Annotated in this window: 21 protein-coding genes and 1 tRNA gene; 14 read left to right on the top strand and 8 right to left on the bottom strand. The window is 64.2% G+C overall.

The window, feature by feature from the left end:
* Nucleotides 1–303 precede the first annotated feature (303 nt).
* Complete coding sequence (gene galT / locus H5T73_06800) at nucleotides 304–1,242, top strand: galactose-1-phosphate uridylyltransferase (GenBank protein ID MBC7247470.1); 939 nt, start codon at nucleotides 304–306, stop codon at nucleotides 1,240–1,242.
* Between the two features lie 228 nt (nucleotides 1,243–1,470).
* Nucleotides 1,471–2,628, top strand: coding sequence for a galactokinase (gene galK, locus H5T73_06805; protein MBC7247471.1), 1,158 nt, complete (start codon nucleotides 1,471–1,473; stop codon nucleotides 2,626–2,628).
* A gap of 594 nt (nucleotides 2,629–3,222) precedes the next feature.
* Here galK and H5T73_06810 read toward each other — a convergent pair.
* Entirely contained in the window at nucleotides 3,223–3,582 is a 360-nt protein-coding gene (locus H5T73_06810; protein ID MBC7247472.1) for a PadR family transcriptional regulator, read from the bottom strand.
* Between the two features lie 481 nt (nucleotides 3,583–4,063).
* On the opposite strand from H5T73_06810, the gene H5T73_06815 reads away from it, so the two are divergent.
* The 5 genes from H5T73_06815 (at nucleotide 4,064) to H5T73_06835 (ending at nucleotide 8,999) form a co-directional block, all read left to right on the top strand.
* Nucleotides 4,064–4,402, top strand: coding sequence for a cupin domain-containing protein (locus tag H5T73_06815; GenBank protein MBC7247473.1), 339 nt, complete (start codon nucleotides 4,064–4,066; stop codon nucleotides 4,400–4,402).
* Between the two features lie 406 nt (nucleotides 4,403–4,808).
* Nucleotides 4,809–6,713 (top strand): anaerobic carbon-monoxide dehydrogenase catalytic subunit, encoded by a 1,905-nt coding sequence (gene cooS / locus H5T73_06820; GenBank protein ID MBC7247474.1) that lies wholly within the window; start codon nucleotides 4,809–4,811, stop codon nucleotides 6,711–6,713.
* Nucleotides 6,714–7,033: 320 nt separating this feature from the next.
* A complete protein-coding gene (locus tag H5T73_06825) occupies nucleotides 7,034–8,197 on the top strand; it encodes an aldo/keto reductase (GenBank protein MBC7247475.1) in 1,164 nt (387 codons plus the stop codon).
* Between the two features lie 319 nt (nucleotides 8,198–8,516).
* Nucleotides 8,517–8,660 carry a redoxin domain-containing protein gene (locus H5T73_06830; GenBank protein MBC7247476.1) on the top strand — a complete coding sequence of 48 codons (144 nt, stop codon included), beginning with the start codon at nucleotides 8,517–8,519 and terminating at the stop codon, nucleotides 8,658–8,660.
* 18 nt (nucleotides 8,661–8,678) lie between these two features.
* Complete coding sequence (locus H5T73_06835) at nucleotides 8,679–8,999, top strand: redoxin domain-containing protein (GenBank protein ID MBC7247477.1); 321 nt, start codon at nucleotides 8,679–8,681, stop codon at nucleotides 8,997–8,999.
* Between the two features lie 400 nt (nucleotides 9,000–9,399).
* Here H5T73_06835 and H5T73_06840 read toward each other — a convergent pair whose 3' ends face one another.
* From H5T73_06840 to H5T73_06850, 3 genes are read right to left on the bottom strand one after another with little or no spacing between them, the layout of a single operon-like run.
* Nucleotides 9,400–10,473 carry an ABC transporter permease gene (locus H5T73_06840; GenBank protein MBC7247478.1) on the bottom strand — a complete coding sequence of 358 codons (1,074 nt, stop codon included), beginning with the start codon at nucleotides 10,471–10,473 and terminating at the stop codon, nucleotides 9,400–9,402.
* On the bottom strand, nucleotides 10,470–11,549 hold the full coding sequence (locus H5T73_06845; protein MBC7247479.1) for an ABC transporter permease: 1,080 nt from the start codon (nucleotides 11,547–11,549) through the stop codon (nucleotides 10,470–10,472). Before H5T73_06845 ends, H5T73_06840 begins: the two co-directional genes overlap by 4 nt.
* Before the next feature lie 25 nt (nucleotides 11,550–11,574).
* The gene (locus tag H5T73_06850; GenBank protein ID MBC7247480.1) at nucleotides 11,575–12,438 is read right to left on the bottom strand and encodes an ABC transporter ATP-binding protein; all 864 of its coding nucleotides are present in this window, start codon (nucleotides 12,436–12,438) and stop codon (nucleotides 11,575–11,577) included.
* A gap of 117 nt (nucleotides 12,439–12,555) precedes the next feature.
* Here H5T73_06850 and H5T73_06855 point away from each other — a divergent pair, with 117 nt between their 5' ends.
* Both H5T73_06855 and H5T73_06860 read left to right on the top strand, forming a co-directional pair.
* Nucleotides 12,556–13,155, top strand: coding sequence for a plasmid pRiA4b ORF-3 family protein (locus H5T73_06855; GenBank protein ID MBC7247481.1), 600 nt, complete (start codon nucleotides 12,556–12,558; stop codon nucleotides 13,153–13,155).
* 121 nt (nucleotides 13,156–13,276) lie between these two features.
* A complete protein-coding gene (locus tag H5T73_06860; GenBank protein ID MBC7247482.1) occupies nucleotides 13,277–13,624 on the top strand; it encodes a hypothetical protein in 348 nt (115 codons plus the stop codon).
* Between the two features lie 12 nt (nucleotides 13,625–13,636).
* Here the strand turns inward: H5T73_06860 and H5T73_06865 are convergent, their stop codons facing one another.
* Nucleotides 13,637–15,886 carry a hypothetical protein gene (locus H5T73_06865; GenBank protein ID MBC7247483.1) on the bottom strand — a complete coding sequence of 750 codons (2,250 nt, stop codon included), beginning with the start codon at nucleotides 15,884–15,886 and terminating at the stop codon, nucleotides 13,637–13,639.
* A 661-nt stretch (nucleotides 15,887–16,547) separates the two neighbouring features.
* On the opposite strand from H5T73_06865, the gene H5T73_06870 reads away from it, so the two are divergent.
* The 5 genes from H5T73_06870 to H5T73_06890 all read left to right on the top strand — a co-directional run bounded on the left by H5T73_06870 (nucleotide 16,548) and on the right by H5T73_06890 (nucleotide 22,792).
* Nucleotides 16,548–17,405: a zinc ribbon domain-containing protein gene (locus H5T73_06870; protein MBC7247484.1), complete on the top strand. Its 858-nt coding sequence runs from the start codon at nucleotides 16,548–16,550 to the stop codon at nucleotides 17,403–17,405.
* Between the two features lie 138 nt (nucleotides 17,406–17,543).
* The gene (locus H5T73_06875; protein ID MBC7247485.1) at nucleotides 17,544–18,365 is read left to right on the top strand and encodes an SDR family NAD(P)-dependent oxidoreductase; all 822 of its coding nucleotides are present in this window, start codon (nucleotides 17,544–17,546) and stop codon (nucleotides 18,363–18,365) included.
* Nucleotides 18,366–18,533: 168 nt separating this feature from the next.
* A complete protein-coding gene (locus tag H5T73_06880; GenBank protein ID MBC7247486.1) occupies nucleotides 18,534–19,376 on the top strand; it encodes an NUDIX hydrolase in 843 nt (280 codons plus the stop codon).
* Nucleotides 19,377–20,066: 690 nt separating this feature from the next.
* The gene (locus H5T73_06885) at nucleotides 20,067–21,533 is read left to right on the top strand and encodes a hypothetical protein (protein MBC7247487.1); all 1,467 of its coding nucleotides are present in this window, start codon (nucleotides 20,067–20,069) and stop codon (nucleotides 21,531–21,533) included.
* 224 nt (nucleotides 21,534–21,757) lie between these two features.
* Entirely contained in the window at nucleotides 21,758–22,792 is a 1,035-nt protein-coding gene (locus H5T73_06890) for an epoxyqueuosine reductase (GenBank protein ID MBC7247488.1), read from the top strand.
* 197 nt (nucleotides 22,793–22,989) lie between these two features.
* On the opposite strand, the gene H5T73_06895 is transcribed toward H5T73_06890, so the two are convergent.
* The 3 genes from H5T73_06895 to H5T73_06905 all read right to left on the bottom strand — a co-directional run bounded on the left by H5T73_06895 (nucleotide 22,990) and on the right by H5T73_06905 (nucleotide 23,984).
* Entirely contained in the window at nucleotides 22,990–23,433 is a 444-nt protein-coding gene (locus H5T73_06895; protein ID MBC7247489.1) for a PIN domain-containing protein, read from the bottom strand.
* Nucleotides 23,423–23,662, bottom strand: a complete 240-nt coding sequence (locus H5T73_06900; protein ID MBC7247490.1) for a CopG family transcriptional regulator — start codon at nucleotides 23,660–23,662, stop codon at nucleotides 23,423–23,425. Before H5T73_06900 ends, H5T73_06895 begins: the two co-directional genes overlap by 11 nt.
* A gap of 246 nt (nucleotides 23,663–23,908) precedes the next feature.
* Nucleotides 23,909–23,984, bottom strand: a tRNA-Ile gene (locus H5T73_06905).
* Nucleotides 23,985–24,288 lie beyond the last annotated feature (304 nt).

The following is a 24,288-nucleotide window of genomic DNA, read 5'->3' on the forward strand; positions in this document are numbered from 1 at the left end:
GATGACGCATGAAAGATGCTGATCGACATGATCAAGAACGTTACATGCATGACCCGGGGAGGCGAGGTCCCGCTCCGGGCGCCGGCAAGCGGCTTCTCGGCGAGGTATGTTATGTAAAATAAGTATGCCCTGCACGGATTGGGGATGGCGCGGCCCCGCTCCGGCCCGTTAAAGGCGAAAGGGGCAAGGGATGGAGCTAGGCCGGAGGTCGCCGACCTCGTACGGGCCGTCCGGGAGGGAACGCCAAAGGGAAAGGGGTGAGAGGTGGAGCTACGCTGGCATCCGCTCCTGCGAACCTGGGTCATGGTGGCCGCCCAGCGCCAGGAACGACCGCTGCTGCCGGATGGTCCCTGCCCCTTCTGCCCCGGTTCGGGAAAGGTGCCGGAAGACTACGATGTCCTGGCCTACGAAAACGACTTCCCCTCCCTGGTGCCCGACCCGCCCGAAGCGGATCTCCCTGGCGATGATCTCATCCCAGTGAGGCCCAGCCTGGGCAAGTGCGAGGTCACCCTCTATTCCCCCCGCCACGATGTCACCCTGCCCGAGCTACCCCTCGACCACCTGGTAAAACTTGTCAAGCACTGGCGGGAGCGTTACCGCGAGCTGGGAAGCCTCCCCGGCATCGAGTACGTGTTCGTCTTCGAGAACCGGGGTGAGGCGGTGGGAGTCACCATCCACCACCCCCACGGCCAGATCTACGCCTATCCCTTCATACCCCAGCGCCTGCAGGTGGAACTGGCCTCCTTCCTGGACCACTGGAGCGAAAGAAGGGGCTGTCTCCTCTGTGACCTGCTCGAGCACGAGCTGGAAGGGGGAACGCGGGTGGTCCACCGCGAGATGGGTTTTATGGCCTTCGTGCCTCCCTTCGCCCAGTACGGCTACGATATCTTCATCGCCCCGGAGCGGCATCTCGGGTCCCTGGCGGAGATGGACGAAGGGGAAATGCGCGGCCTCGCCCTGGCCTTGAGGCGGGTGGTGGGCGGCTACGATGCCCTTTTCGGCATTCCCTTCCCCTACATGATGTGCATGCACCAGAATCCCACCGATGGGAAGGAATACCCCCACTACCATTTTCACGTGGAATTCTACCCACCCCTGCGCGACAGGGACAAGCTCAAGTTCAGCGCCTCCTCGGAAACCGGGGCCTGGGCCCACATCAACACCACCGTACCCGAGGAAAAGGCGGCCGAGTTGCGGGAGGCCATAGGGAGGTTTCTCCGGGGGAGCGAAGCCACGGGGTGATCATGCCGCCGGGAGAGCGGAGAGGTTCATGCCGCTGCGGGAGGTCCCCCTCCGCGCACGCGCGACGAAGGCGGCGTTCCGCTTCGGGCGAAGGCGGGGCGATATCCGCGAAGGGCCAGGCCACTCCTGCAGGCCATCGCGGTGGAGCTTTTACCAGAACGCGAACCGTTTCCGGGGCAGTATCCCGGCCGGGCAGATGGTGCAAGGTAGAAGCGAGGGAGGGACGCCGTGCACGAGAGCGAGCTGGAGTCCCACAGGCAAGAGTTCGCGCGCCGCTTCGGCCACGACGGGCCCGATCTCTTCTTCGCGCCCGGCCGCGTGAACCTCGTCGGGGAGCATACCGACTACAACGGCGGGCTCGTGCTGCCCCTGGCCATAGGGCAGGGAACCTGCCTCCTGGCGCGCGAAAAGGAAGATTATCCCATCCGCCTGGCGTCCACCCGTGCCGCGCCGGCGGTTGAGCTGCGCCCGGGACCGCTCCACCCCGCCGGGGACTGGGCCGACTACGTGCGCGGCGTGATCCACGTGCTCCGGGAGAGGTCGGTGGACGTCCCGCCCTTCGACGCCCTCTACTGCGGCGACCTCCCCCTGGAGGCGGGGCTCGCCTCCTCCGCCTCCCTGGAGGTGGTGACGGCGCTCGCCGTCGCTTCCCTGGCAGGTGCGGAACTGTCCGGCGAGGAGATCGCGAGAGCCGCCTGGCGGGCGGAAAACGAGTTCGTGGGCCTTCCCTGCGGCATAATGGACCAGTACGCGGTGTCCCTGTGCCGCGCCTCCCACCTGCTCCTCCTGGATTGCGCCGACGGAAGCTACGTTCACGTCCCCTATAACCTTCCCGGGATCGTCATCGTGGTCGGACACACCGGCGTGCGCCGCGCGCTCGCGGCATCCCCCTACCGGCAGAGGAGGCAGGAGTGCGAGGATGCGTTGCGCAGCGTCTCCGCGGTGGTCGGGGAACGAGCCGGCCTCGCCCGGGTGACCGAGGAGGAGCTCGCGGCTGCCGCCCCGCGCCTTCCCGGCAAGCTGCTGCGGCGGGCGAGGCACGTGGTGGAGGAAAACCGCAGGACGGCGGAGGCGGCGCGCCTCCTGGAGGAGGGCGACGCGGAGGGCCTGGGGCGCCTCCTAAACCTCTCTCACGTTTCGCTGCGCGATCTTTACGAGGTCTCCTCCCCGGAACTGGACGCCCTGCAGGAGATCTCCCTGGCGCAGCGGGGCGTCTGGGGCTGCCGCATGACCGGGGCGGGGTTCGGCGGATGCGTCGTCGCCCTCGTCGACGAGGACGCCGTCCCCGCCTACCTCGAGAAGGTGCCCGCGCTCTACCGCGCGGCCACCGCGCGCGAGCCTTTCTTCCTCGTCACCCGTCCCCGCGCGGGCGCCCGCAAGCTGTAGCGGGCGTCAGATCATGTTACGCGGGTCCATGGGGCACGGCGCGAGGCCAAGCGCGCAGGTGCCCGCAAGTGGTGGAGGACGTCAGATCCCACCAATGCCAGGCCAAGGCGGGTATGCGGCATCGCCGGGCCGTATGGCGGAGAAAAGCGGCGTGCCATCCCCATGCGGTACGTCTCGCCTGCTTGGCCGGGGCTACCAGGAGCAGCCTCAGATCATCTCATCCTCCAGTAGTCTTGCGATGCATACAATGTCGCATTATGCGCTTCCCCGCGCCTGGCGCCAATGGTCCGGTGATCAGTCCGGAATGGCCTCATGCTCGAGCGTTAACCGGGTACGTGTTCCAGCCGTGTCATGCCGGCGATGGGTTATTGAATGATATGGGATGTGGTGGGATGGGATGGGATGGGATTGGCCAAGGTCGGACGGGAGTGAACGGGATGGGGCGGGATTGGACGAGGCGGAGCGGGGGATCCGCGGCCTCTCCATATCGCGACCGGATTCCATCCTGACCGTCTATCCCGTTTACGAGCCATGCACCGCGAAAAAACCCTGACGCCCGCCGCAGCGAGCGCGGCCCGCACGGCCCGGCAGCGGTCATCCGCGCTTTCCCGCCTTCCCGCGGTCTCCGCCCTCGCAGAGCTCGAGGAAGCGCAGGAGCAGTTCCACCCTCCCCCTCATTGCCTCCACCCACACGGCGAGCCTCCTCTTTCCCCCGGGCGTGATGCGGTAAACCTTGCGCCGAGGCCCCCTTTCCGTCTCCGCCCAGCGCGACGTCACCAGCCCCTCCTGCTCCATCTTCCGCAGCGCGCGATAGACCGCACCCGTGTCGGGAAGGGGGCCGGGCAGGGGCACTTCCCCCATGCGCCGCATCAACTCGTACCCATGCGCGGGGCCTTCACGGAGGAGGAAGAGCAGTCTCGGCTCGGTGAAGCGTTTCCCCGGGCCCTCGCGCATGTAGGTATCCACGTCCTCCAGGAGCTCCCGTCCCCTTCCTCTCTCGCCTCTCATATCCGCCACCCCCCTTGTTTATCCCGTCTTTCCGGTCTTGCCCTTTTCCGGTCCTGCCTTCCCCGCCTCATAACCCCTGCTCGAAAGCCCCGGTGTCCCCCATACCCTTTCGCCACCCGGCATGCCTCCTTCTGCCCATCCTTCTTTCTCTCCACCCTTCACTTCCCCGTCCCCTGCAACCGCCCCCTCACACCGCCGACCTTTTCCCGATCGATCTTTCTTTCTGCCCACCCGTTTTCATGCCCCCTTTTCCTTTCCATGCTCCGCGCGACTCCTCCGCCGCCAACGGCAGCAATGGCCTTGACGCCCCGATGCCCCCGCTACATGATTCTAACATCCATATCATGCAAGCTATTATATGTTATTGACATATATAGTATACATACATATAATCTCAGTATACTTGCTTCATGCAGGAGGTGAGACCATGGAGATCGTCTACGCGCTGAAGGCGGAAAGCTCCCCCAACCCCCACGGCGTACACGCCGCGAAGATCTATGACACGGAACACGCCCAGGCGGTGCACATCCTGCTCCGCCCCGGAGAGAGCCTCAAGCGCCACATCACTCCCGTGGACGTCTTCTTCTACGTCCTGGAGGGAGAGGGAACGGTGGAAGTAGGCGATGAACGCCGCAGGGTGGGACGGGACCACCTGGTGAAGAGTCCCGCGCGCCTGCCCCACCGCTGGATCAACGACGGCGAGCGTGACCTGCGCGTCCTGGTGGTGAAGGTACCGCGCCCCACGGAGGAGACCAGGATACTCTGAAGAAGCGGCAACGTTTCGGAGCCGGGCCTCATTGGTTGCCTTTGGCAACACCTTTTCCCGGCGAGATTGCTTCGTCGGCGCCGGCGCGCCTCCTCGCAACGACGTTCCCGGAACGCGACTCCTCGCAATGACAGGAGGCCGGGCGCCGGCGCGACTCCTCGCAACGACATTCCCGGAACGCGACTCCTCGTTGAAACGTCGTCGCGAGTAGTACCTCTTAAAACGTCATCGCGAGGAGCGGAGCGACGAAGCGATCTCCTCCGTGTGAGGTCAAGGCTTGAAACCAGTCGCATGGTGTTGTCCGACCCCGTGGTGTTGTCCGACCCCGTAGTGTTCCCGGTTTGTTTGCGGGATGGGGTTAAAGGGAAGTATAAAGAATCATTTATCTACGAAGGAGGGGATGGTCATGGAAGGCGACCGCATTTCCTACCACGCATCGGTGCAACGGGCTTACCAGCGCATCAGGGAGGAAGGAATCACCAACATCTGGGACCGCTACAGGGCGCAGGGGCTGGGAGACGACCCCGACAAGCGCTGCCCCTTCTGCATGGGCGGCGTGCGCTGCGACCTGTGCTCCAACGGCCCCTGCCGCGCCGACGCCGCCAAGGACAAGCGCGGCGTGTGCGGCATCACCGCCGACGGGATGGCCATGCGCATGATGGCCCTGCGCAACGTCATGGGCGCTTCCACCTACCACTACCACACCGAGCAGACCCTGAAGACGTTGCGGGCCACGGCGCAGGGGAAAACGCCCTTCGCCATCAGCGAGCCGGGTAAGCTGCGCGACTTCGCCGCGCGCCTCGGGGTGGACGTCTCCGGCGGCGACGCGGACGTGGCCCTGCGCCTGTGCGACTCCTGCGAGGCGGATTTCAACCGCAAGGCCGACCAGCCCAGCCTCATCGTGGAAGCCCTGGCGCCGCAGGAGCGTAAGGACCTGTGGAGGAAACTCGACATGTTCCCCGGGGGCATCTACGGGGAGATGATGCGGGTCACCAGCTCCTGCCTCACCAACGTGGACGGCTATTACGCCAGCCTGGCGCTCAAGGCCCTGCGCATGGGCGTGGCCATGGCCTACCAGAGCCAGGTGGTCAACGAGTACTGCCAGGACGTGCTCTTCGGCATCCCCCGCCCCCATCCCATGCGCGTGAACCTGGGGGTGCTCGACCCCGATTACGTGAACGCGCTCCCCAACGGGCACGAGCCCTTCCTCGGCTTCGCCATGGTGCAGCTGGCGCGCAGGCCCGAATGGCAGGAGAAGGCCAGGGCGGCCGGGGCCAAGGGACTGCGGGTCATCGCCAGCATCGAGACCGGGCAGGAGATGATCCAGCGCTGGCAGATGGACGACGCCTTCCACGGCTTCACCGGGAACTGGATCATGCAGGAGGCCGTGCTCTCCTCCGGCTGCGTGGACCTCTTCGCGGCGGACATGAACTGTTCCATGCCCATCGACCCCATCTACGCCGAGCGCTACCGCTTCAGGCTCGTCCCGGTGAGCGACCTGGTAGCCTTCGAGGGCATCACCGAGCGCCTGGACTACGAGCCCGAGAAGGCGGAGGAGCAGGCCGCCCGCCTGCTGGAGATGGCCATCGCCAACTTCGCCGAACGCCGCCGCGCGGTGGAACCCATCACCGGTCAACCCGTGGGGGAAGCGGTGGTGGGCTTCTCCACCGAGAGCATCCTGGAGGCCCTGGGCGGCAGCCTGGATCCCCTCCTCGAGGCGCTGAAGGCGGGCGCCATACGGGGAGTGGCCGGCCTGGTCTCCTGCACCTCCCTGCGGGACAGCGGCCAGGACGTGCACAGCGTGGCCGTGGCCAGGGAGCTGATCAAGCGGGATATCCTCATCCTCTCCATGGGATGCGGCAACGCGGCCATGCAGGTCTCCGGCCTGTGCTCCCCGCAGGCGGCGGAGCTGGCTGGGCCCGGCCTGCGGGGACTGTGCGAAAAACTGGGGGTGCCCCCCGTGCTCAGCTACGGGACCTGCACCGACACCGGCCGCATCGCCGACCTCCTGGCGGCGGTCTCCGGCGCCCTGGGAGGGATTCCCATCCCCGACCTCCCCGTGGTCGCCGCCGCCCCGGAATACATGGAGCAGAAGGCCACCATCGACGCCATCTTCGCCCTGGCCCTGGGGCTCTACACCTACGTGAACCCGGTGCCCACGGTGACCGGGGCGCCGAACCTGGTGGAGCTCCTCACGCAGGGGTGCCGCGAGCTGACCGGCGGGCAGCTCCACCTGGAAAAGGACCCCGCGGAAGCGGCTGAGAACATGCTGGCCCACATCGAGGAGAGGCGGAATGCGCTGGGCATCTGAAAGCCGTGTCCGAAACCGTTCCCGAAAAGGGGCCCGGAGGCGGCCCGGAGGCGGTATGTGCCGGACGGCACGCAGGCGAGGGGCCGGCCCGCCGGCTTCCCCCAGAGGTCGCTTCACACACGTTATCCGGCCATGACGCCGCATACCGCGTCGGGCAAACCTGCGCCCGGGAAGAAGAGCCGGCTCGCCGCGCGCGCCCCGAGGGGCTGACGCCTCGTGAAGTTATAATATACTCGTATCCGCGCCATACCGCAGACCAGAAGGGTCCGGTATTGCGACGGTGAGGAGCCGCGGGGAACGGCCGTAGGGGGAGGAGGGTTATGCATTACCGCGCATTCGGGACGAGCGGCTGGGAGGTCTCCATCCTCGGCTTCGGCTGCATGCGCTTTCCCACCCTGGACGGTATCCCCATCAGCGAGAACGTCAAGGTGGAGGAAGCGGAGGCCATGGTGCACCATGCCATCGAAAGCGGCATCAACTACCTGGACACCGCCTACACCTACCACAACGGGAGGAGCGAGGCCCTGCTCGGGGAGTTCCTGCGCGGCGGATACCGCGAGAAGGTGCGGCTGGCCACCAAGTGCCCGGTATGGATGGTGGAGAGGGGCGAGGATTTCGACCGCTTCCTCTCCGAGCAACTGCGGAGGCTGCGCACGGAGCACATAGATTACTACCTCTTCCACGGCCTCAACGCGAGAAGGTGGGAGGCCATACGGGAGCTCGGGCTGCTCGCCAGGGCGGAGGCCGCGGCGAAGGACGGGCGCATAGGCGGCATCGGCTTCTCCTTCCACGACAACTTCGCCTCCTTCAAGGAGATCGTCGACGGCTACGACAACTGGGCCCTCTGCCAGATCCAGTACAACTACATGGACACCGAGAACCAGGCCGGCACGCGGGGCCTGCGGTACGCGGCCGAGAAGGGCCTGGCGGTGGCGGTCATGGAGCCGCTGCTGGGCGGCAACCTGGCCCGCCCCCCGCGCGAGATCGCCGAGATCTTCGATGGCTTCCCGGTGCGGCGCTCCCCCGCGGAGTGGGCGCTGCTCTGGGTCTGGGAGCAGCCGGGGATCTCCGTGGTGCTGAGCGGCATGAGCAGCATGGAGCAACTCAAGGACAACCTACGCGTCGCGGAGCTCTCCGCCACCCACGTCCTGGACGACGAGGAGCTCGCGCTGCTGGAAAGGGTGCGCCGGAGGTTCACGGAGCGGGCGGCCATCCCCTGCACGTCCTGCGGCTACTGCCTGCCCTGCCCCGGCGGCGTCAACATCCCCGAGAACTTCACCCTCTACAACGACCTGGTAATGTACGACGACCAGCTCACGCCCCGCTTCCGCTACCATCGCTTCCTGGAGGAGAAGGAAAGGGCCTCCGCCTGCACGCGGTGCGGCGAGTGCGAGGAGAAATGCCCCCAGGGGGTGAAGGTGAGCGAGCTCATGCCCGAGGTGCACGCCGTGCTGGGCGAGGGACGACCTCCCTCCCGGGCGTGAGAAGCGGGAAAAGAGGGCTCCTTTCCCGGCGTGTTCCCGGGTATATTTCCCGGTGTATTTCCCGGTGTATTTCCCTGTGTGCTTCCCGGTGCATTTCCCGGTGTATTATCCGGTATGTTCCCCGGGTGTTCCCAAGTTGTTTCCCGGTGTGTTCCCAGATTGTTCCATGGTTGTTTCCCGGTGCGTTCACCGGGTGTTCCGCGGTGTGTTTTCCGGGGTATCTTCCGGGGTATTCCCTGGTCGTTCCCCGTTTGTTTCCCGGTTTTTCCCGGTGTATTCCCCGGTGTATACTGGGAAGGGAAGCGAGGGAGGTGAGGCGATGTCCAGGGAGAGCACGGTCCTCAAGGTGGGCGACCGGGCCCCCGAATTCCTGTTGCCGGACGCGCTGAGCGGCGAGGAGGTTTCGCTGTCGTCGCTTCTGGGCAGGCCCCTGATGGTCTACTTCGGCCGCGGCACCTGGTGACCGCACTGCCGGGAGTATATGGGTCATATACAGGAACTGCAAAGCGAACTGGAGAAGCGCGGCGCCCGTGCAGTGGTCATCCTGGCCCAGAAGCGCAAAGCCATAAGGGAGTACCTGGAGGATAACCCCTACCCCTATCCCGTGCTCGCGGACGAGAGGCGGCAGGCGTCCAAGGATTACGGGGTCTACGTCAAGGTGAACTTCGAGTCCATCAACATCGCCAGGCCGTCGACATTCATCCTCGACGGGGAGGGGACCATAAAATACATCTTCGTCGCCAGTATCCAGACGGAGTACCCCCCGGACGGGGACATCCTTGCCGCCCTGGAGACGCCCTGAGAATGGCACTGCGAGACGGCCCGGGAAGCCTCGGCCCCCAACAAGGGACCAAGCCGGAAACGCCCTGAGGGTGGCGCGGTGAGACGGCCCGGGAAGCTTCGGCACCCCACGGCCCCCAACAAGGGACAAGGCCGGAAAGGACCCGAGGACGGCGCGGCGAAGACGGGGTCGGGCGCTCGCCCCGCCTCTATCCGCCCCGAGGGCGGCGAAAGCATGATTACCCCGTTCAGGCTTGCGCCGGTCGCCGCCTCGGGCAACTCCGCAGGAGAAGATGTCCTGGCGAACGCATGACGCTATCCCGTTCAGGCTTGCGCCCGCCCCAAAGGCGCCCCGAACTCCGACACCGCACGCGACCGCGGCCCCTCCTTCCCCGCCACCAGGCGGCATTTCCCCGCGCCGCTCAGGAAGACGCGCCCAGCATGCGGGTGTCGGCCGAGGCGCGCGTCCTGGCCACCAGCGCCGCCAGCGGCAGCGAGAAAAGGGCCGTGAAGCCGCAGAGCGCCAGCACCTGCCAGCCCACCTCCCTCCAACCCTCGCCGTAGACGCAGACGCGGAAGACGGGGTTCCCGATGTAGTAGACGGGAAAGATCCTGCCTATCCACTGCGGCCAGTCGGGGAAGACGACGAACAGCGCGGGCGCCACGAGGAAGATGTTCAGGCCCTTGAGGTAGGCCATGAGGGTGGCCTGGTCCCTGGCGAGCAGCCCCAGGAGCAGCCCCCACTCCGCCCCCAGCACGGAGCCTACGGTAAATATTGCCAATAGGAGCAGCGGCTGCGCCAGCCCCACGGTGAGGGAAAGCACTATCATGCCCATGGCCAGCGAGATGACCACCCCCACCAGGCCGAAAGCGAGCATCACCTCCGCCAGGGTGGCCGGGGTTACCAGCAGGGCGGTGAGGGTCCGGCCCTCCTTCTCGGAGACCATGAAGGAGGCCGGGAGCAGGTAGGACCCCAGGACGATGATGAGGATGGCGAAGAAGGGGAGGAACATCTCCATGAGGGAAAGCGCCTTTTCCTCCCCCAGCTTCACCAGCTCGAAGGACAGGCGCGGGGCCGCGGGGGAGAGCGAGCGCAGGGCATCGGCCAGCACCGCAAGGGCGACGGCCCGGTCTTTTGCCAGGCTCTCCCCGCCCACGTACACGCCGAGCGAAGCCCTCCCGCCCGCCGCCAGCGTCTCCTTGACCTCCCCGCCGATATCCACGCCCAGGTCGGCCTTACGCCCTTCCACCGCCTCCTCCACCTCCTGCCGCGAGCCCAGTTTCAGCAGTTCCACGGCCTCCGTCTCCTCGAGGAGGCGTACCACCTCCCCGTTTCCCTCCTCGTGGACCGCCAGGCGGGGCCGGTCCCGGAAGAGGCCGAAGACGAGCTGGAAGATGGCCACGTAGATGAAGGGGCCCAGGAGGGCGAAAAGCAGGTAGGGATTGCGGGGATGGAGGCATTTCCCGGCGATGGCCAGCACCCTTCTCGCGCTCACGCCAGCCTCCTCCCCATGACCAGGGCCCCCAGCAGCAGGAAGACCGCCGCGAAGAGCGCCATGCCGGCCAGGTGGGCCGCGTAGTCGAGGGCGCCCCTCCCGTAATTGAGCACCCCGCCCAGCGGCTGCACCAGGTAGTAGGTGGGGATGGCCTTCATGAGGGGAGAGGCCAGTCCCGGCTCCAGGACCACCACCCCCGGCAGCATGAGGACCAGGAGGGGGACAAGGGACACCATGGCCATGTGCACGAAGTTGCGGCTCACGGCCCCCATGACGAAGGCCATCCCCACCACCATGAGGGCACCCAGGAAGAGGAGTGCCAGCACCGAGGCCCAGCTTCCCCGGGACATGGCCCCCAGCAGAAAGGCCATCAGCAAGCCCTGGGAGAAGGCGATGACGGTCCCGGTGACGGCCTTGGCGGCCACGAAGTCCCGCATGGTCACCGGGGTGACCAGCAGGGCCACCGCCGTGCCGTGCTGCATCTCCTCCATCACCAGGTTGCCCAGGCCGTAGAGCTCGAGGAGAAAGACCAGGACCAGCAGCAGCACCCGCAGCTTGTCCCGCAGGGGGATCTGCCGCCCGGCCATGTCCGGCCCGATGACCACGGCCTGCAGGTCGGCGGGAAGCCGGTATCCCGCGAGGGTGTACGCCATCTCGCGGGCGATGGCTTCCCCCGCGTCCACCGACTCCGCGGGGGCCCGGGAGGAGACGTACATCTCCACCCTCGCTTCCGCGGCGGAGAGGTCGATGAAGATCCCGGCGCTCACCTCCTCCCTCTCCACCAGCCCCCGCAGCTCCCCGGGTTCGCCCGCCCGGACCAGCTCCAGCCCCAGGCCCGCCTTACCAGCTTCTTCCAGCTCTCGCTCTATCCGCTCCACGTCGGGAACCACCGTTTCCCCGGCTCCTCCGCCGGCCCTCAGGCAGAGGCCCAGCTTGAGCGACTCCTCGACGCGCGAGGGCAAAAGGTTGTACAGCAGGGCGAAGACGAGGATGGATAGGACCGATATCACCGCCACGAAGCGGTTGCGGAAATGCTGGTCCACGTCCTTGCGCACGATGTGAAAGACACGCCTCATGACGGCCGCCTCTCGTTGTCCGGGCTCACGCCAGCCCCCTCCCCGTGAGCCGGATGAAGATGTCCTCCAGGGTGGCCTCCTCGGTGTGCATGTCCAGCACCCGGTAAGCGTCGAGGATCTCCCTCACCCGCCGGCCCGTGCCCTCACCTTCCAGGGAGAGTTCCTCCTCCACGAGCTCCCCGTCCCGGTGGTAGCGCACCTTGAGCACCCTCTTCCCGTAGCGGTGCTTGAGGTTCTCGGGGGTGTCGCAGGCGGCGATCCTTCCCTCGCTCAGGAAGACGACGCGGTCGGAGAGCCTGTCCGCCTCCATCATGTCGTGGGTGGTGAGGAAGACGGAGACCCCTTTCTCCCTCTCTTCCAGGATGACCTCGCGTATGGCCTCGGAGGACACCGGGTCCAGGCCGTCGGTGGGCTCGTCGAGGAAGAGGACGCGCGGCCGTGCCACCAGCGCCCGGGCCACCATGAGGCGCTGCTTCATCCCCTTGGAATAATTTGCCACGCGGTCCCTCCTGCCGCCGGAGAGCCCAACGCGCTCCAGCAGGGACGCGACGTCGAGGTCCCGCACGCCGAAGAGGGAAGCGAAGAACTTCAGGTTGGCGGCGGCGGACATCTCCTCGTAGAGGCTCTTCTCCTCGAAACAGACGCCTATGTGCGCCTGCACCTCGCCCCGCTCCTTCACGATGTCCTTCCCCAGGACGGTGATCCTCCCCTCGCGTGGGGTCAGCAGGCCCACAAGCATCTTCAGGGTGGTGGTCTTGCCGGCGCCGTTGGGACCCAGAAAGCCCAGTATCTCCCCCTCTCCCACGTGGAAGGAGATGTGGTCCACCGCCAGGTTGTCGCCGTAGGAATAGGCGATGTTCTCCGCCTCGATGGCCCTTTCCGCCGGCATGTCCCTCCTCTTCGCAAGGTTTCCCTTTTTCACTATAATAAACGACAATGACGCGCGAAGCCGGTTGTCCCCGCCCGCCTTGTGCGGGAGGGGCCTACGTTATCAGGGGAAATGGTCATGAAGACAAAGTTCGCCAAGGTATACCAGTTCAAGATCACTTTGCGGGAAATCACGCCTCCCATATGGCGGCGCATTCAGGTGCCGGGCACGTATACGTTCTGGGATCTCCACGTGGCCATCCAGGACGCCATGGGTTGGCTGGATTACCACCTGCACGAGTTCACGGTTCCCCACCCGGAAAAAAGAACCGCCGTACGCATCGGGGTCCCCGACGAGGAATTCGAAGAGGATGAGGAATTACTGTTCGGCCGGAAGGAAAAGATCGCGAAATACTTCACCATGGAAAACAGGTTCGCGGAATACGAGTACGATTTCGGCGACGGTTGGGAGCACGGGATAAAGCTGGAAAAAATACTCCCCCGCGAGGAAGGCGTGGAATACCCCAGGTGTATAACGGGCAAGAGGGCCTGCCCTCCGGAAGATGTTGGAGGAGCAGGGGGATATGCACGATTCCTGGAGATCATCGCCGACCCGGATCACGAGGAATATCACGAGGCGATGACCTGGGTGGGTGGCGCTTTCGACCCCGATCACTTCGACCCGGACGAGATATGCTTCGATGACCCTGACATGCGCTGGAAAATCGCCTGGGGATAGTGGGCGGGGAGGTCGCAGGCAAACGCCGAGCGCTGGTCGGGGGGCGGCTCATGGGCCGGCCCGGAAGAGCCGGGCCATGAAGGAGTAACTGGAGGACAACCCTTACCCTTACACATTCCCGGTGCTCGCGGACGAGAAGCGGCAGGCGTACAAGGAAAACGGGTGCAACATACAAGGATCACGGGGTAAGGATCACGGGGTCTACGCGAAGGTGGACTTCGAAGCCGTCCCCATCGCCAGGCTGTTGAACTTCGCCCTCGACGGGGAAAGCATCATCCGGTGCATCTTCATCTCCGAAGTGCTGATGGAGTACCCCCGGACGGGGACATCCCGGCCGCCCTGGAGACGCCCTGAGAGACGGCGCGGAACGGTCCCTTACCCCCGGGATATCCCTCGAGACGCGCGGGTCGAACGTTCCCGGCGTGCCGGGTCCGGGCGGATGGGCCTTGCGCTCCAGCCCTCGACGTAAGGCTTCCCGCCTTCAGCGGGGGCTGAAGCGCAGCAACCTCTCCGAGAACTTGAACTCCCCCAGCCAGAGATAAGTCCCGTCGTAGGCGGCACAGGCCGGCCAGAAGAGGCTCGCCTTCCCCGTGCGCGGCTTCAGGGCCTCCCGCGGCAGGTTCTCCTCGTGATTGCCCAGCGTGGCGTCGGGTTTTTCCCCGCGCGCAGCCCTCTCCACGTCCTCCCAGACGTAGACGCGGCTGTAATTGGTGTCGCAGAGGAAGAGTTTTCCGCCCGCCACCGTCGCCCCCTGGGGCAGGTTCATGCTCACCGTCCGCGCCAGGGACACCGGCTGGACGGCGCCGCCCAGGTCCGCGACACGGTAGAGTCGCACGTCGCCTCCGCCGGGCGACGCGGTGAAGGTGGCCGCCAGGTAGTTGCCGTCGCTCGAGAGCCGTGTCACGCCCTCCGGCGCCTCGAGGGTAAGGACGGGGTCGGACCCGCTCTCGGGGAGCCCTTCCCACACGTATATCTTACCCGCCATGGTATCGGCAAGGTAGAAGTAGCGGTCGTCGAGGGCCACTCCCTTCACTTCCTGCAGGCTCACGTTTCCGATTCTTTCCTCCAGGATGATGTCGGGGAGCCTCGGCTCCAGGGGAAGCGATCTCCATATGTAAACGCTCCTCTTGCCCGCCAGGGCCAGCACCCCCCCGTGCAGGGCGTTGTCCCAGGGCTCGTCGGGGAGGTTGTAGACCAGGTCGGGCTTCGCCCCCGACTGGTCGGGCAGTTCACGGTACACGTACAACCTGCGGTCGAAGTCGGAGGAGACGAAGAGGTGTTTCCCGTCCGAGGCGGGATTGGGGTTGCTCATGATGAACTCCGTTTCCAGCGTGTTGGTGTGAATATCGGGAGCGCCCACGGCGAAATCAGGCTCGTCCCCGGAGGAGGTGGGGAGGGAGTTGAAGACCACGATCTTGTTGGCGTTGCACAACGACAGGTACAGCCTGTCTCCCGCCAGGGCCATGGAGGAACCGTCGCCGCCCTTGAATTCGTAACCCTTCGCCTCGCCGGCGCCGGGTCCCGGTAACGGCCCCGGCATGCCCATCTTTCCCACGACGAGGTCGGCATAGTCGTTCCCGTTCTCCGGAAAGGAGTTCCAGATGCCTATGCGGTTGTCGCCTCCCAGGACCAGCAACTTCCCGTCCGCGGTGAAGACCGGCCCCCAGAATATCTCCCCCACCATCGCCGCTTGCGGCGCGGGTTGAGGCGAGGGCTGCGGCACGGCGTTCCCCCCGGGCGGCGCGGCGGCACCCTGCTGCCCCGGTTGCTGCGGTTGTCCCTGCTGCCCCGGTTGCTGTGTCTGCGGTGCGGGCTGCGGGGGTCCCGCGACCATGCTCGCCATGAAAAAATCGGGCTCATGGTTGTCCCTTGCCGGGAAACTCTTCCAGAAGAAATTCCCGCGATCTCTCCCATACGCGTTGTGATCCCCGATGATCAGGTGCTTCCCGTCACAGCCGATGCTGCGCGGGGTGCCGAACTTTTCCTTCAGGCGCAGGAGGATGTCGGGAGGCGTGTTCCCGTCCGGGGGGAAACGGTTCCAGATGAGCACCCTCCCGCTCCCGGTAGAGGTCACGATGAGCCGCTCCCCGTCCGTCCACACCGCCCAGGGCCACTCGATCGACCTGCTGTTGTCGTCCATGGGCGGCAGGTCGTCCAGCTTTCCTATCGCGTAGTCTGCGGCCTGGCCGGAGAGGGTGGGAAACTCGTTCCATACCAGGATGCGGTCGTTGTAGGTATCCGCCACCAGCAGGCGCCTGCCGTCGGTGGCCACTCCCACCGGCCAGTTCATGCCCTCCAACCCGCTGCCGGGCCCGTTGGTGGTGAAGTCCTTCTGCCCCAGTACCAAATCCGGTTCCCGGTTGCCGTCGGGCAGATGGTTCCAGACCAGCACCCGGTTGTTGTTGCGGTCGGCCAGCACCAGGCGGTTGCCGTCGGTGGCCAGGTTACCGGGATGGTTGAACAAGAGGCTCCCCCCGGCATCGTTGAAATCCACCCCCGAGAGCAGGATGTCCGCTTCCTGCCCCGACCGGAAGGCACCCTGAGTCTTACCGGCAGCCACCCGGTAGGAGTAGCCCGTCTCGTAGTAGGAAAATCCCCGGCCGAGGTCTATCGCCCCCCGGGCCGCGCCTCCCTCCTCCCCTTTCTCCCCCCGGGGGTAGAGGAACCAGACGGCCAGAAACGCGGCCACGATCACGGCGAGCGCGATCACCGGCAGGACCTTCTTCTTCATAATGGATCACCTCCTGGACTTGGAAGGGGACCGTTTATGGGCGTGATCCTCGCGCCATGTTCCCCTTTCTCCCATAAGAGACGGTCTCCGAAACACGGTTAGGGGCGTATATCGTGCGATCTCGCAGGGGACTTTTTCTTCATGAGGGATCGTCTACGGAATCCAAGAGGGGGCTGTTCGCGGGTGCGATCCCTGCGGCAGGACTCTCTTCTTCACACAGGATCACCTCCGTGCCAGGACGAGCGCCGGCTTGCCGTACCGGCATCCGGGTTGCCCGATGAATAACTCACACTTGCTATTATCGTTCCCTCGATCTCAAAATTTGACACCCATGCCCCTGCTTCCTTGAGAAACTTTGCCTTCCCCCCATCCCCGGGGAGCTGTTCGCCGGGGTCCTTTCCCGCATCAAGTCCCCGGCCATGGCTCCGACCTGAAGCAGCACTAAGAGAAAGGCAACTACATACGCAGCCCGCCTCGAGTGGTCAAGCATCTTAGGATATCGCTGAAATTGCACTTCTCGGCGTGTAAACGAGGCATAGCATCACGGGGAAAAGAGGGAAGCGGGGCCTATATATTTCAACCTGCCTGCAAGATGATAGAATACTGTCAACGGGTTGTTTATATGGGAAATACTCAATAATACCGGTAGAAAGGAGGGCATGTGTTCTATTGTAATCAGTGTGGAAAACAGCTCCTCAGTGACTGGAAGTACTGCACTAATTGTGGGTATAGAATACCTCGTCCTCATGACTCTGAGCCTGTATCCCGCACCTCTCTTGAAATGCAAACTCCTAACACCAACAAAGATGAAACAGGCATTGATAACCTGCCGATTCCGCCCTCAGCCTACAAGTATTATGCAACACCCCCAGGACAAGCGCATTCCTTGAACATCCGCCCAGAGCGTCTTACCCCAATGGAACGCATCAGCTTGTTACTTCTTTGTTTATGCCTAACCGTTATTTGTATTGGCCTGATCACAATGGCGATATCGGGTAGCTTTTCTGATGATTCTTATATTCAAGAAGGTTATTCAGGAGGAGAAGTTACCGCTCTGGTCTTCTTGGCAACCGGCTCTATTATCTTTCTATTCTCGATTATTATTCTGGCCATTGCCAAGGCTGACGTACTAAGGAAGTTGGGCTTAGGTAAAGGTACAGGTAGATACTGGAAACGCTTACAATACTTAAGTAATGGGCGCACAATAGACAGGCTTGGAATGATTGGCTTGGGTTTTTTAAACTTCGGACTTTGGGCGTTTGTCTTCACGATTAGCTGTGGCATTGCCATTTTGGCCTTTATTTTTCATCTCATGAATGACGAAGAGTATTCTAAGAGAAAGACAATTTATGGTAAAGACTATCGTATATATCGGAAAGGCTTCGACTCATATGAGGCTCAACGTGAAGAGGTTTGGGGCCTGGGAGAAAGGTTCCCTGTAAAGAAGCATTTTGACGGGCGATATTACGGGATTGATCCCGATACGGGCGAGAAGGTCAAATTGGAAAATAACCATTGACCCAGCTCATGTTCAGCGATATGGGCATGACAGAAGAACGACAACGTTTTGTTGCGGTAAACAGCGTCCGTCCAAAAACGAAGACGGTAGTGAAATACACGTGAGGTCAGGCAGGGCGACCGGCAAGGAGGCAAGTCCATGCACGACCTGCGGGGAAAGACGGCGCTGATCACCGGAGCCGCCAGCGGTTTAGGGCGCGAACTGGCCTTCGCTCTCGCGCGCGAAGAGGCGGTGGTCCTGCTGGTGGACGTCGACGAGCCGGCGTTGGTCGAGACCTCGGGGCTGCTCGAGGGCATGGGGGCGCGGAACAGGCCCTACGTCGTAGACGTGTCCGACCGGGAACAGGTCGGCGCCATGGCCGTGAAGGTGCAGGAGGAGTTCGGCGGCCTGGATGTGCTGATCAACAACGCCGGGGTCTTCGTCTGGGCGGACTTCGCGGACACGACGCTCGAGGACTGGGAGTGGTTGATGGGGGTAAACCTCTGGGGGCCCATCCTCACCATCAACGCCTTCCTTCCCGGGATGATAGAGCGAAAAAGCGGCCATATCGTGAACATCGCATCGCTGGGAGGACTGGTGACCATGCCGACCCTGTCGGGCTATTCCACCACCAAGTTCGGTCTGGTGGGACTGACCGAGACCCTGCAGCATGAACTGGAGCCGCACGGTATCGCCGTAACCCTGGTCTGCCCCGGAAACATCCGCACCCCCATCGTGGATCACATCAAGGTGAGGGGATACAACAGGGAGAAGCTCACCAAGATGTCCTACGGCGTGATGCCGCGCATGTCAGCGGACAAGGCGGCGGCCATCATCCTCAAGGGCATGAAAAAAGGGCGTTCGCTGGTCATCCTCACTCCCATGGCGCACTTCATGTACCTCGTAAAAAGGCTGTCTCCCAACCTCTACCGCGTGATGCTGGGAAGGCCCATGCGGAAAGTATATGAACGCATGCGCTGAGCATCGCACCCGCTTCACCGAAGCGCGGTAAGAGGTAAAAGCCTTGGAATCAGCGGGGATCAGGCGTTTAATTATGAGTTGCAGGCCTACGGCTTTCCGCCGTAGTCAGCCCATGTTACAAAGCCGGAAAGCCGGCGACGGCACTTGGTGACCTTACGAGGAGGTATCATGCCCGTGGTCCCCAGGGAGGCGTCCTCCCTTATCCTGCTGCGCGAGGCACCCGGGGCGGGGGAGCTGGAGGTGCTCATGGTGGAGCGCCACGCGAACAGCGCCTTCGCGGGAGGGATGTACGTCTTCCCCGGGGGCATGGTCGACGAGGAGGACTGCGACCCGGAATTCGCGCGCCACTGCGCCGGGCTGGACCCGCGCCGGGCGGCGGACGTCTTCGAGGATCCCCTTCCTCCCCCGCGGGCCCTCGGCTTCTTCGTGGCCGCGGTGCGCGAGCTCTTCGAGGAGGCCGGGATCCTCCTCGCCTACGAGGGTTTTACGGGTGCCGGAGAGCACACAGATACGGCGCCCGGGTGCCGGGGCGAGGGCCCGCGCGAAGATGTGAAAAGCCAGGGAGGGGACCACGCGGGCACCCTCGTCTCCTGCCGGGGGGAAGGGGGCGGGCGCCTGGCCGCCCTGCGCTCGCGCCTGAGGGCGGGGGGCATCACCTTCCATAAAATGGTAGAAGAGGAGGGGCTGCGCCTGGCCTTGGACCGCCTCACCTACTTCGCCCACTGGGTGACCCCGGAGATCATGCCCGTGCGCTTCGACACGCGCTTCTTCCTGGCCCCGGCTCCCCCCTGCCAGGACCCCCTGTGCGACGAGGACGAGACCGCCTCCCTCCTCTGGATCGCGCCGGGCCTGGCGCTGGAGCTCTGCCGCGAGGGGCGCTTCCCACTGCTGCCCCCCACGGTGGCCAACCTGTGGGAGCTCACGCAATACGCCACGGTGAAGGAGGCCCTGGCGGCCGCGCGGGAGAAGGAAGTGACCACCATCATGCCCTACTTCGGTCCCGGCGGCTGACCTGTTTTCCTTCTCTTCGCAAAGGCATGCACGCCGTACATTTCACCCCGGACGTCCGCAAACGCCGGACTACGCCTCTTCGCCGACGCCGAAGTGGGCGAGGCTTTCGCCTTCCCTTCGCGCTGCCGTGAACGCCTTGCCTATCGCGCGCAAGCCCGGGCGGCCTGCCGCCGATGGTGGCCCGAAAAGTCGCTGCGGAGGGTATGGGAAAACAGAATGCTCTACCGGGCCGACACAAAGGATTGACGCGCCCGCTTTCCCTCCCGCGCCGAATAGCGGTTGCCTCTACCAACACCTTGTTGCGTCGACCTCAATGTGCGGCCGCCCTCTCTTTCCCGTTCGTGAGCAGCCGTAATATAATTTGAAATGCCGGTGAACACGGCTGGGCGGGGAAAGGAAGACCGGGGGGAATCCTTCCGCGAGTGATCCGCTCCCACTGCGGCCCGGCAATGTCTCAGACGGGAAAGCCCGCCCCGGCTTCATCGCGCCGCGCCAGCGGGTGGGCGGCGAAAACCGCTTCCAGGCGGGGAGGGCGCACGGGTGAATATCCTCCGCGGGAGCGGACACCGGGCAGGGCACTCCCCCGCGCGCTTCCGGTAACCCGGCGAAGGCATGAGCGACCCGCGGACGAGGCCACCCGTCCCGGGCACTGTGAGGGGGATGTCAAAACGAGTGAGGGGGGGAAAGGAAATGGGCAGCAGGATCAGCGTCTTTTGCCTCGCGCTTCTCCTGGCCACGTGCCTGGCGCTCTTCGCGCTGGCGCCGGCCCTGGCAGAGGAGCAGCCCGCGGGAGGAACGGCGGTGGAAGGGGAACCCGCATCCGAGCCGTCCGGGGATACCGTCGACCCCGGCGCCCAGGGGAGCGGTACCACGCTGCAGGCGGTGACGGGGCTCTCGGCCCCTCCCGCGCTCGGCGACTTCCAGGACATCAACCTGCCAGGTTTTGGCAACCCGGACAACCGCTACTCGTGGTCCATGGTCAACTTCAAGGGTAAGATCTACGTGGGCACCTGGAACCTGAGGACGCCCCTGAGCATCTTCCAGCTCGTGCTCGGTTTCTTCAGCCCCGGCTTCCTTGCCGGCACAACCTCAGGCACGGAGGTTTGGAGGTACGACGGCGGGCCCCTGGGCAGGACCTGGACACGCGTTGTGGACAACGGCCTGGGGGACATCGACAACATGGGGCTGAGGAACATGGTGGTCTGGGACGATCCCGACGACGTACCCGACCGCGGCCCCGCCATCTACGGGACCACCATCAACCTCAAGGACGGCCTCGAGGTATGGCGCACCTTCGACGGCACAAACTGGGAAGTGGTTGTGGGCCGGGGCGCCAAGATCGGCAACGGCTTCGGCCACGGCGCCGCCAACGAGTCGGGCAGGGGCATGCTGGCGGTGGGGGATCACCTGTACGTGGGCGCCATGCGCGTGCAGGGAGGGCAGATATGGCGCACGGCCAACGGCGTCGACTGGGAGCTGGTGACCAGCGTACAGAAGCTGGAGACCGGCCCCTTCGGCTGGATATATAACATGGGGTCGCTGGCCATGGCGGACATGTGCCTCTTCGACGACGACGGGGACGGCGCCGAGGAGCTCTTCGTGGGCACCTGGAGGCTCTTCGGGTTCAGCATCTACAAGTACGATTTCGCGTCGGGCAAGTGGTCCCGGGTGGCGGAGTTCGGCATCCGCAAGGGCAGCAACATCGGCGTGCACCAGCTGGTCCCCTTCAATGGCAGGATATGGGTGCTCACGGTCAACTTCTCGTCGGGCTTCGACGTCTACGCCTCCAGGCCGGCGAACCCCGCGGCGGGGATAAGGAGCAACGCCGACTGGGAGCTGGTCGCCGAGAAGGGCTTCACCGACGCCGGCAACTACTACGCCTGGGAGGGCATCGTCTATCCCCTGGGTGCGGGCGGAGAGGAGCTCCCGAACTCCCGGCTCTTCATCGGCACCTTCAACCTGAGCCGCGGCTTCTACCTCTACTCCGTGACCAGGGACGGCGAGTGGGCCGTGGAGGTGGGCAGGGGATCCCGCGTGCCCAACGGCATCTCCACCGCCCTCAACTACGGGGTGAGGACCATGGCCCTCTACCAGGACAAGCTGGTCATAGGGTGCGCGGGCATGATGAAGGGCACCGACGTCTACCTCGCCTGGTGAGCCGGGTTCCGCTCATGAGATCGGGGTCACATCTTCGATCTTCGGAAGGGATAGATATCTGAGATTGTCGGCGGTGGGTCGTATCTTCAATATTCTGTTTATGCTTAACAACCGAAGATCGAAGATGTGACCCCATCTTACAAGCCCTCGACAAGGCTGAAGGCTGCTGCCAGAATGTCATCAGGTGACTTTCAACGTCCTGCAAAGGGAGGGAGTGAAGGGAGATGTCCCTGGAAGCCTTGATCGAGGAGTTCCTGCTGGAGCGCGGGGCGCTCAGCGTGGGGATCGCCACCGTGGAGACCCTTTCCGGGGGCCCGCCCAGCGCCGACATCACCTACCGCATGGAGGGAGCGCGTTCCGCGGTGAGTTTCGTCCTCCCCCTCGACCGCGACCGCATCCGCTCCTTCCTGGCCAAGGAGGACCGCTACGGCCACGAGGAGGACAACGTCGCGGTCAACCTGCGCTCCAGGGACCTCTCGTGGGAGCTGGCGGAGATGCTCAGGCGGGAGGGGCACCAGGCCAAGGGGACGGCGGCCAACCTGAAGTACCGCCAGGACTACGAGGGATGGCAGCTCCACCTCTACCCGGATATCAGCCACCGCTACATCGCGGTGCGCTCCGGCGCGGCCTCCTACGGCTGGTCCGGCAACGTGGGCATCAAGGGCCGCGGGACCGCCGTCATCCTGGGGACCACGGTGACCGACGCCGCCCTGGAACCCACCGAGCCCGTACCCGATGAGGAATCCTTCTGCGACAGGTGCAAGCTCTGCTACAAGGCGTGCGCCCTGGGGATGTTCGACAACAAGGAGGAGACGTCGGTGACCCTGGGCGGGGTCACCTTCAGCCACGCCGCCCGCCGCGATTACCTGCTGTGCCACTTCTGCTGCGGTGGCTTCACCGGGCTGGCGCGCTCCGGGAAATGGTCCACCTGGTCCCCGGGACGCTTCCCGGTGCCCGACGACCGCGAGCGGCTGCTCCAGGAGTTCGCCCGGGCGGTGGAGCTCTACAACCGGCGGCCGCCCATGCCGGGGGGCTTCATGCACACGGCCATGGAAAATTACCGCCAGTACCTCACCTGCGGCAACTGCCAGCTCGTCTGCTGGGGCAACAAGGAGGAGACAAGGGAAAACGTGAAGCTCCTTCACGGCTCCGGCTGCGTGCTGCAGAAACCGGACGGGGAGTTGGTCGTCCTGCCTCCAGACGAGGCCGAGGCCGCCTTCAACGCCATGGACCCCGCCCACCGCTCCCTCTACTGCTGAGAGCTGAATATCAGGCCAGGCCTTCGCCGGGATTTGAGCCGCTTCTTCGCCCTGCGGTCGGTCATCCTCGGAGGTCAAGCGCCGGAAATCCGGGGGACGCGCCCGCCAACCGCGATCCCGGCGCCTTCAGGCAGTTCCCGTGCTCGCACCGAAGACGGCGGTTGTACCCCGTACCTCGCCGTGTTTCACCCAAGGATTCAAGCGCCCCGGCCGGCGAAGGGGTTGCTCACCTTCACCCCTCCGTAATCCCGGTCGTGCCCGAGGTCCTCCGACCATATGTTCCCGCACCCCATGGCCTGGGCGCTGCGCACTATCATGGCGTCCCAGAAGGAAAGGGCGTGGGTTCGTTGAATCCTTATGGCCTCGAGGACATCCTGGGCCTGGGGCGCGTGCACCTTCCAGCACGAGAGGTCCTCGATCACCATGAACGCCTCCTCGGGGCTGAGCGGCTTCCTCACTTTCTGCGTAACCGTCACGTAAAACTCCTGCAGCACCTGGACGCTCAGGCAGCCCTTCCGGGAATCCCACAGTTCGGCGACAAGCGCCCTTGCCTTTTCGTGCTTGGCGGCCGCGGAGCGGTCATGGGCATAAACAAGGACGTTGGTATCCACGAACTGGAGTCTTTCCGTTTCAGCGGGCATGGAGATCTCCCCGCTTCCAGCCGGCCTTCCCTCGAGTTCCCAGGTCGTGTTTTGACAGCGCCGCCAGGTGGTGCGCCCTCGCCTTGCCGTATTCGTCTTCCCTCCTGGTGATCTCGGTCAGCATCTGGACCATGAGCCCGGAGAGGGAAACCCCCCGTTCCACGGCCACATGCTTCGCCTTCTTCAACAACTCCCTGGGAATGGACAAGGTCACGTTCTGGTTGTCCATGCATGTCACCTCCACGTGAATTAGTGTATCACATTATTACGTGTACTTTAATAGACTGTTTGGCAAGGTCCCCGCCACGCCGGTTATTTCTTCGGGAACTCACCATGCCCTCTTCCCACCGGGGGTAAGCGCCATCGGAAGAAGGCCCTGAAGGCAAGTGATGCGTATCCTTGTTGGCCGTTCTTCTCGCAGCATAGAGAATAATTAAACAGGCCGGGGAATATATGCCCTGACCTGGTCTTTTACTGGTGGGCCCTGCAGGACTCGAACCTGCGACCCGCGGATTATGAGTCCGCTGCTCTGCCGACTGAGCTAAGGGCCCCTCTCTTCAGCCGCGCAAAGATTATAGCATAAGGGGAGGCCATCATTCTCTCCAACTCCCATTGATGGGGAAGCCTGGTGTGGTAGATACTAGTAGTGGTTCCAACTGAACCCTTCATTTGGACACCTCCTTGCTCTGCTTCTTTTTTACACAAAGCAAGTATAGGGGGTGTCCACCATCCCGTTGCGTCAAATTAAAATCTACACGAAAGACCATTCGTTGACTCATAAAAAAATCTACTCGAAATAGGTACTGTCTTGCTCTGCTTCTTCGTCGGGATCAATGGATCCGGAAACCACCGTCT

The sequence above is a fragment of the Actinomycetota bacterium genome, from assembly GCA_014360655.1.
Taxonomy (GTDB): domain Bacteria; phylum Actinomycetota; class Geothermincolia; order Geothermincolales; family RBG-13-55-18; genus JACIXC01.

Excerpts from the sequence above, each read along its gene's own strand:
- H5T73_06900 (MBC7247490.1), bottom strand. The coding sequence starts at position 23,662 with ATGGACAACCAGAACGTGACCTTGTCCATTCCCAGGGAGTTGTTGAAG.
- H5T73_06850 (MBC7247480.1), bottom strand. The coding sequence starts at position 12,438 with ATGCCGGCGGAAAGGGCCATCGAGGCGGAGAACATCGCCTATTCCTAC.
- H5T73_06835 (MBC7247477.1), top strand. The coding sequence starts at position 8,679 with ATGGGTCATATACAGGAACTGCAAAGCGAACTGGAGAAGCGCGGCGCC.
- H5T73_06880 (MBC7247486.1), top strand. The coding sequence starts at position 18,534 with ATGCCCGTGGTCCCCAGGGAGGCGTCCTCCCTTATCCTGCTGCGCGAG.
- H5T73_06855 (MBC7247481.1), top strand. The coding sequence starts at position 12,556 with ATGAAGACAAAGTTCGCCAAGGTATACCAGTTCAAGATCACTTTGCGG.
- H5T73_06825 (MBC7247475.1), top strand. The coding sequence starts at position 7,034 with ATGCATTACCGCGCATTCGGGACGAGCGGCTGGGAGGTCTCCATCCTC.
- H5T73_06815 (MBC7247473.1), top strand. The coding sequence starts at position 4,064 with ATGGAGATCGTCTACGCGCTGAAGGCGGAAAGCTCCCCCAACCCCCAC.
- H5T73_06875 (MBC7247485.1), top strand. The coding sequence starts at position 17,544 with ATGCACGACCTGCGGGGAAAGACGGCGCTGATCACCGGAGCCGCCAGC.
- H5T73_06885 (MBC7247487.1), top strand. The coding sequence starts at position 20,067 with ATGGGCAGCAGGATCAGCGTCTTTTGCCTCGCGCTTCTCCTGGCCACG.
- H5T73_06865 (MBC7247483.1), bottom strand. The coding sequence starts at position 15,886 with ATGAAGAAGAAGGTCCTGCCGGTGATCGCGCTCGCCGTGATCGTGGCC.
- H5T73_06890 (MBC7247488.1), top strand. The coding sequence starts at position 21,758 with ATGTCCCTGGAAGCCTTGATCGAGGAGTTCCTGCTGGAGCGCGGGGCG.
- H5T73_06895 (MBC7247489.1), bottom strand. The coding sequence starts at position 23,433 with ATGCCCGCTGAAACGGAAAGACTCCAGTTCGTGGATACCAACGTCCTT.
- cooS (MBC7247474.1), top strand. The coding sequence starts at position 4,809 with ATGGAAGGCGACCGCATTTCCTACCACGCATCGGTGCAACGGGCTTAC.
- H5T73_06810 (MBC7247472.1), bottom strand. The coding sequence starts at position 3,582 with ATGCGCGAGGGCCCGGGGAAACGCTTCACCGAGCCGAGACTGCTCTTC.
- H5T73_06845 (MBC7247479.1), bottom strand. The coding sequence starts at position 11,549 with ATGAGGCGTGTCTTTCACATCGTGCGCAAGGACGTGGACCAGCATTTC.
- galT (MBC7247470.1), top strand. The coding sequence starts at position 304 with ATGGTGGCCGCCCAGCGCCAGGAACGACCGCTGCTGCCGGATGGTCCC.
- H5T73_06830 (MBC7247476.1), top strand. The coding sequence starts at position 8,517 with ATGTCCAGGGAGAGCACGGTCCTCAAGGTGGGCGACCGGGCCCCCGAA.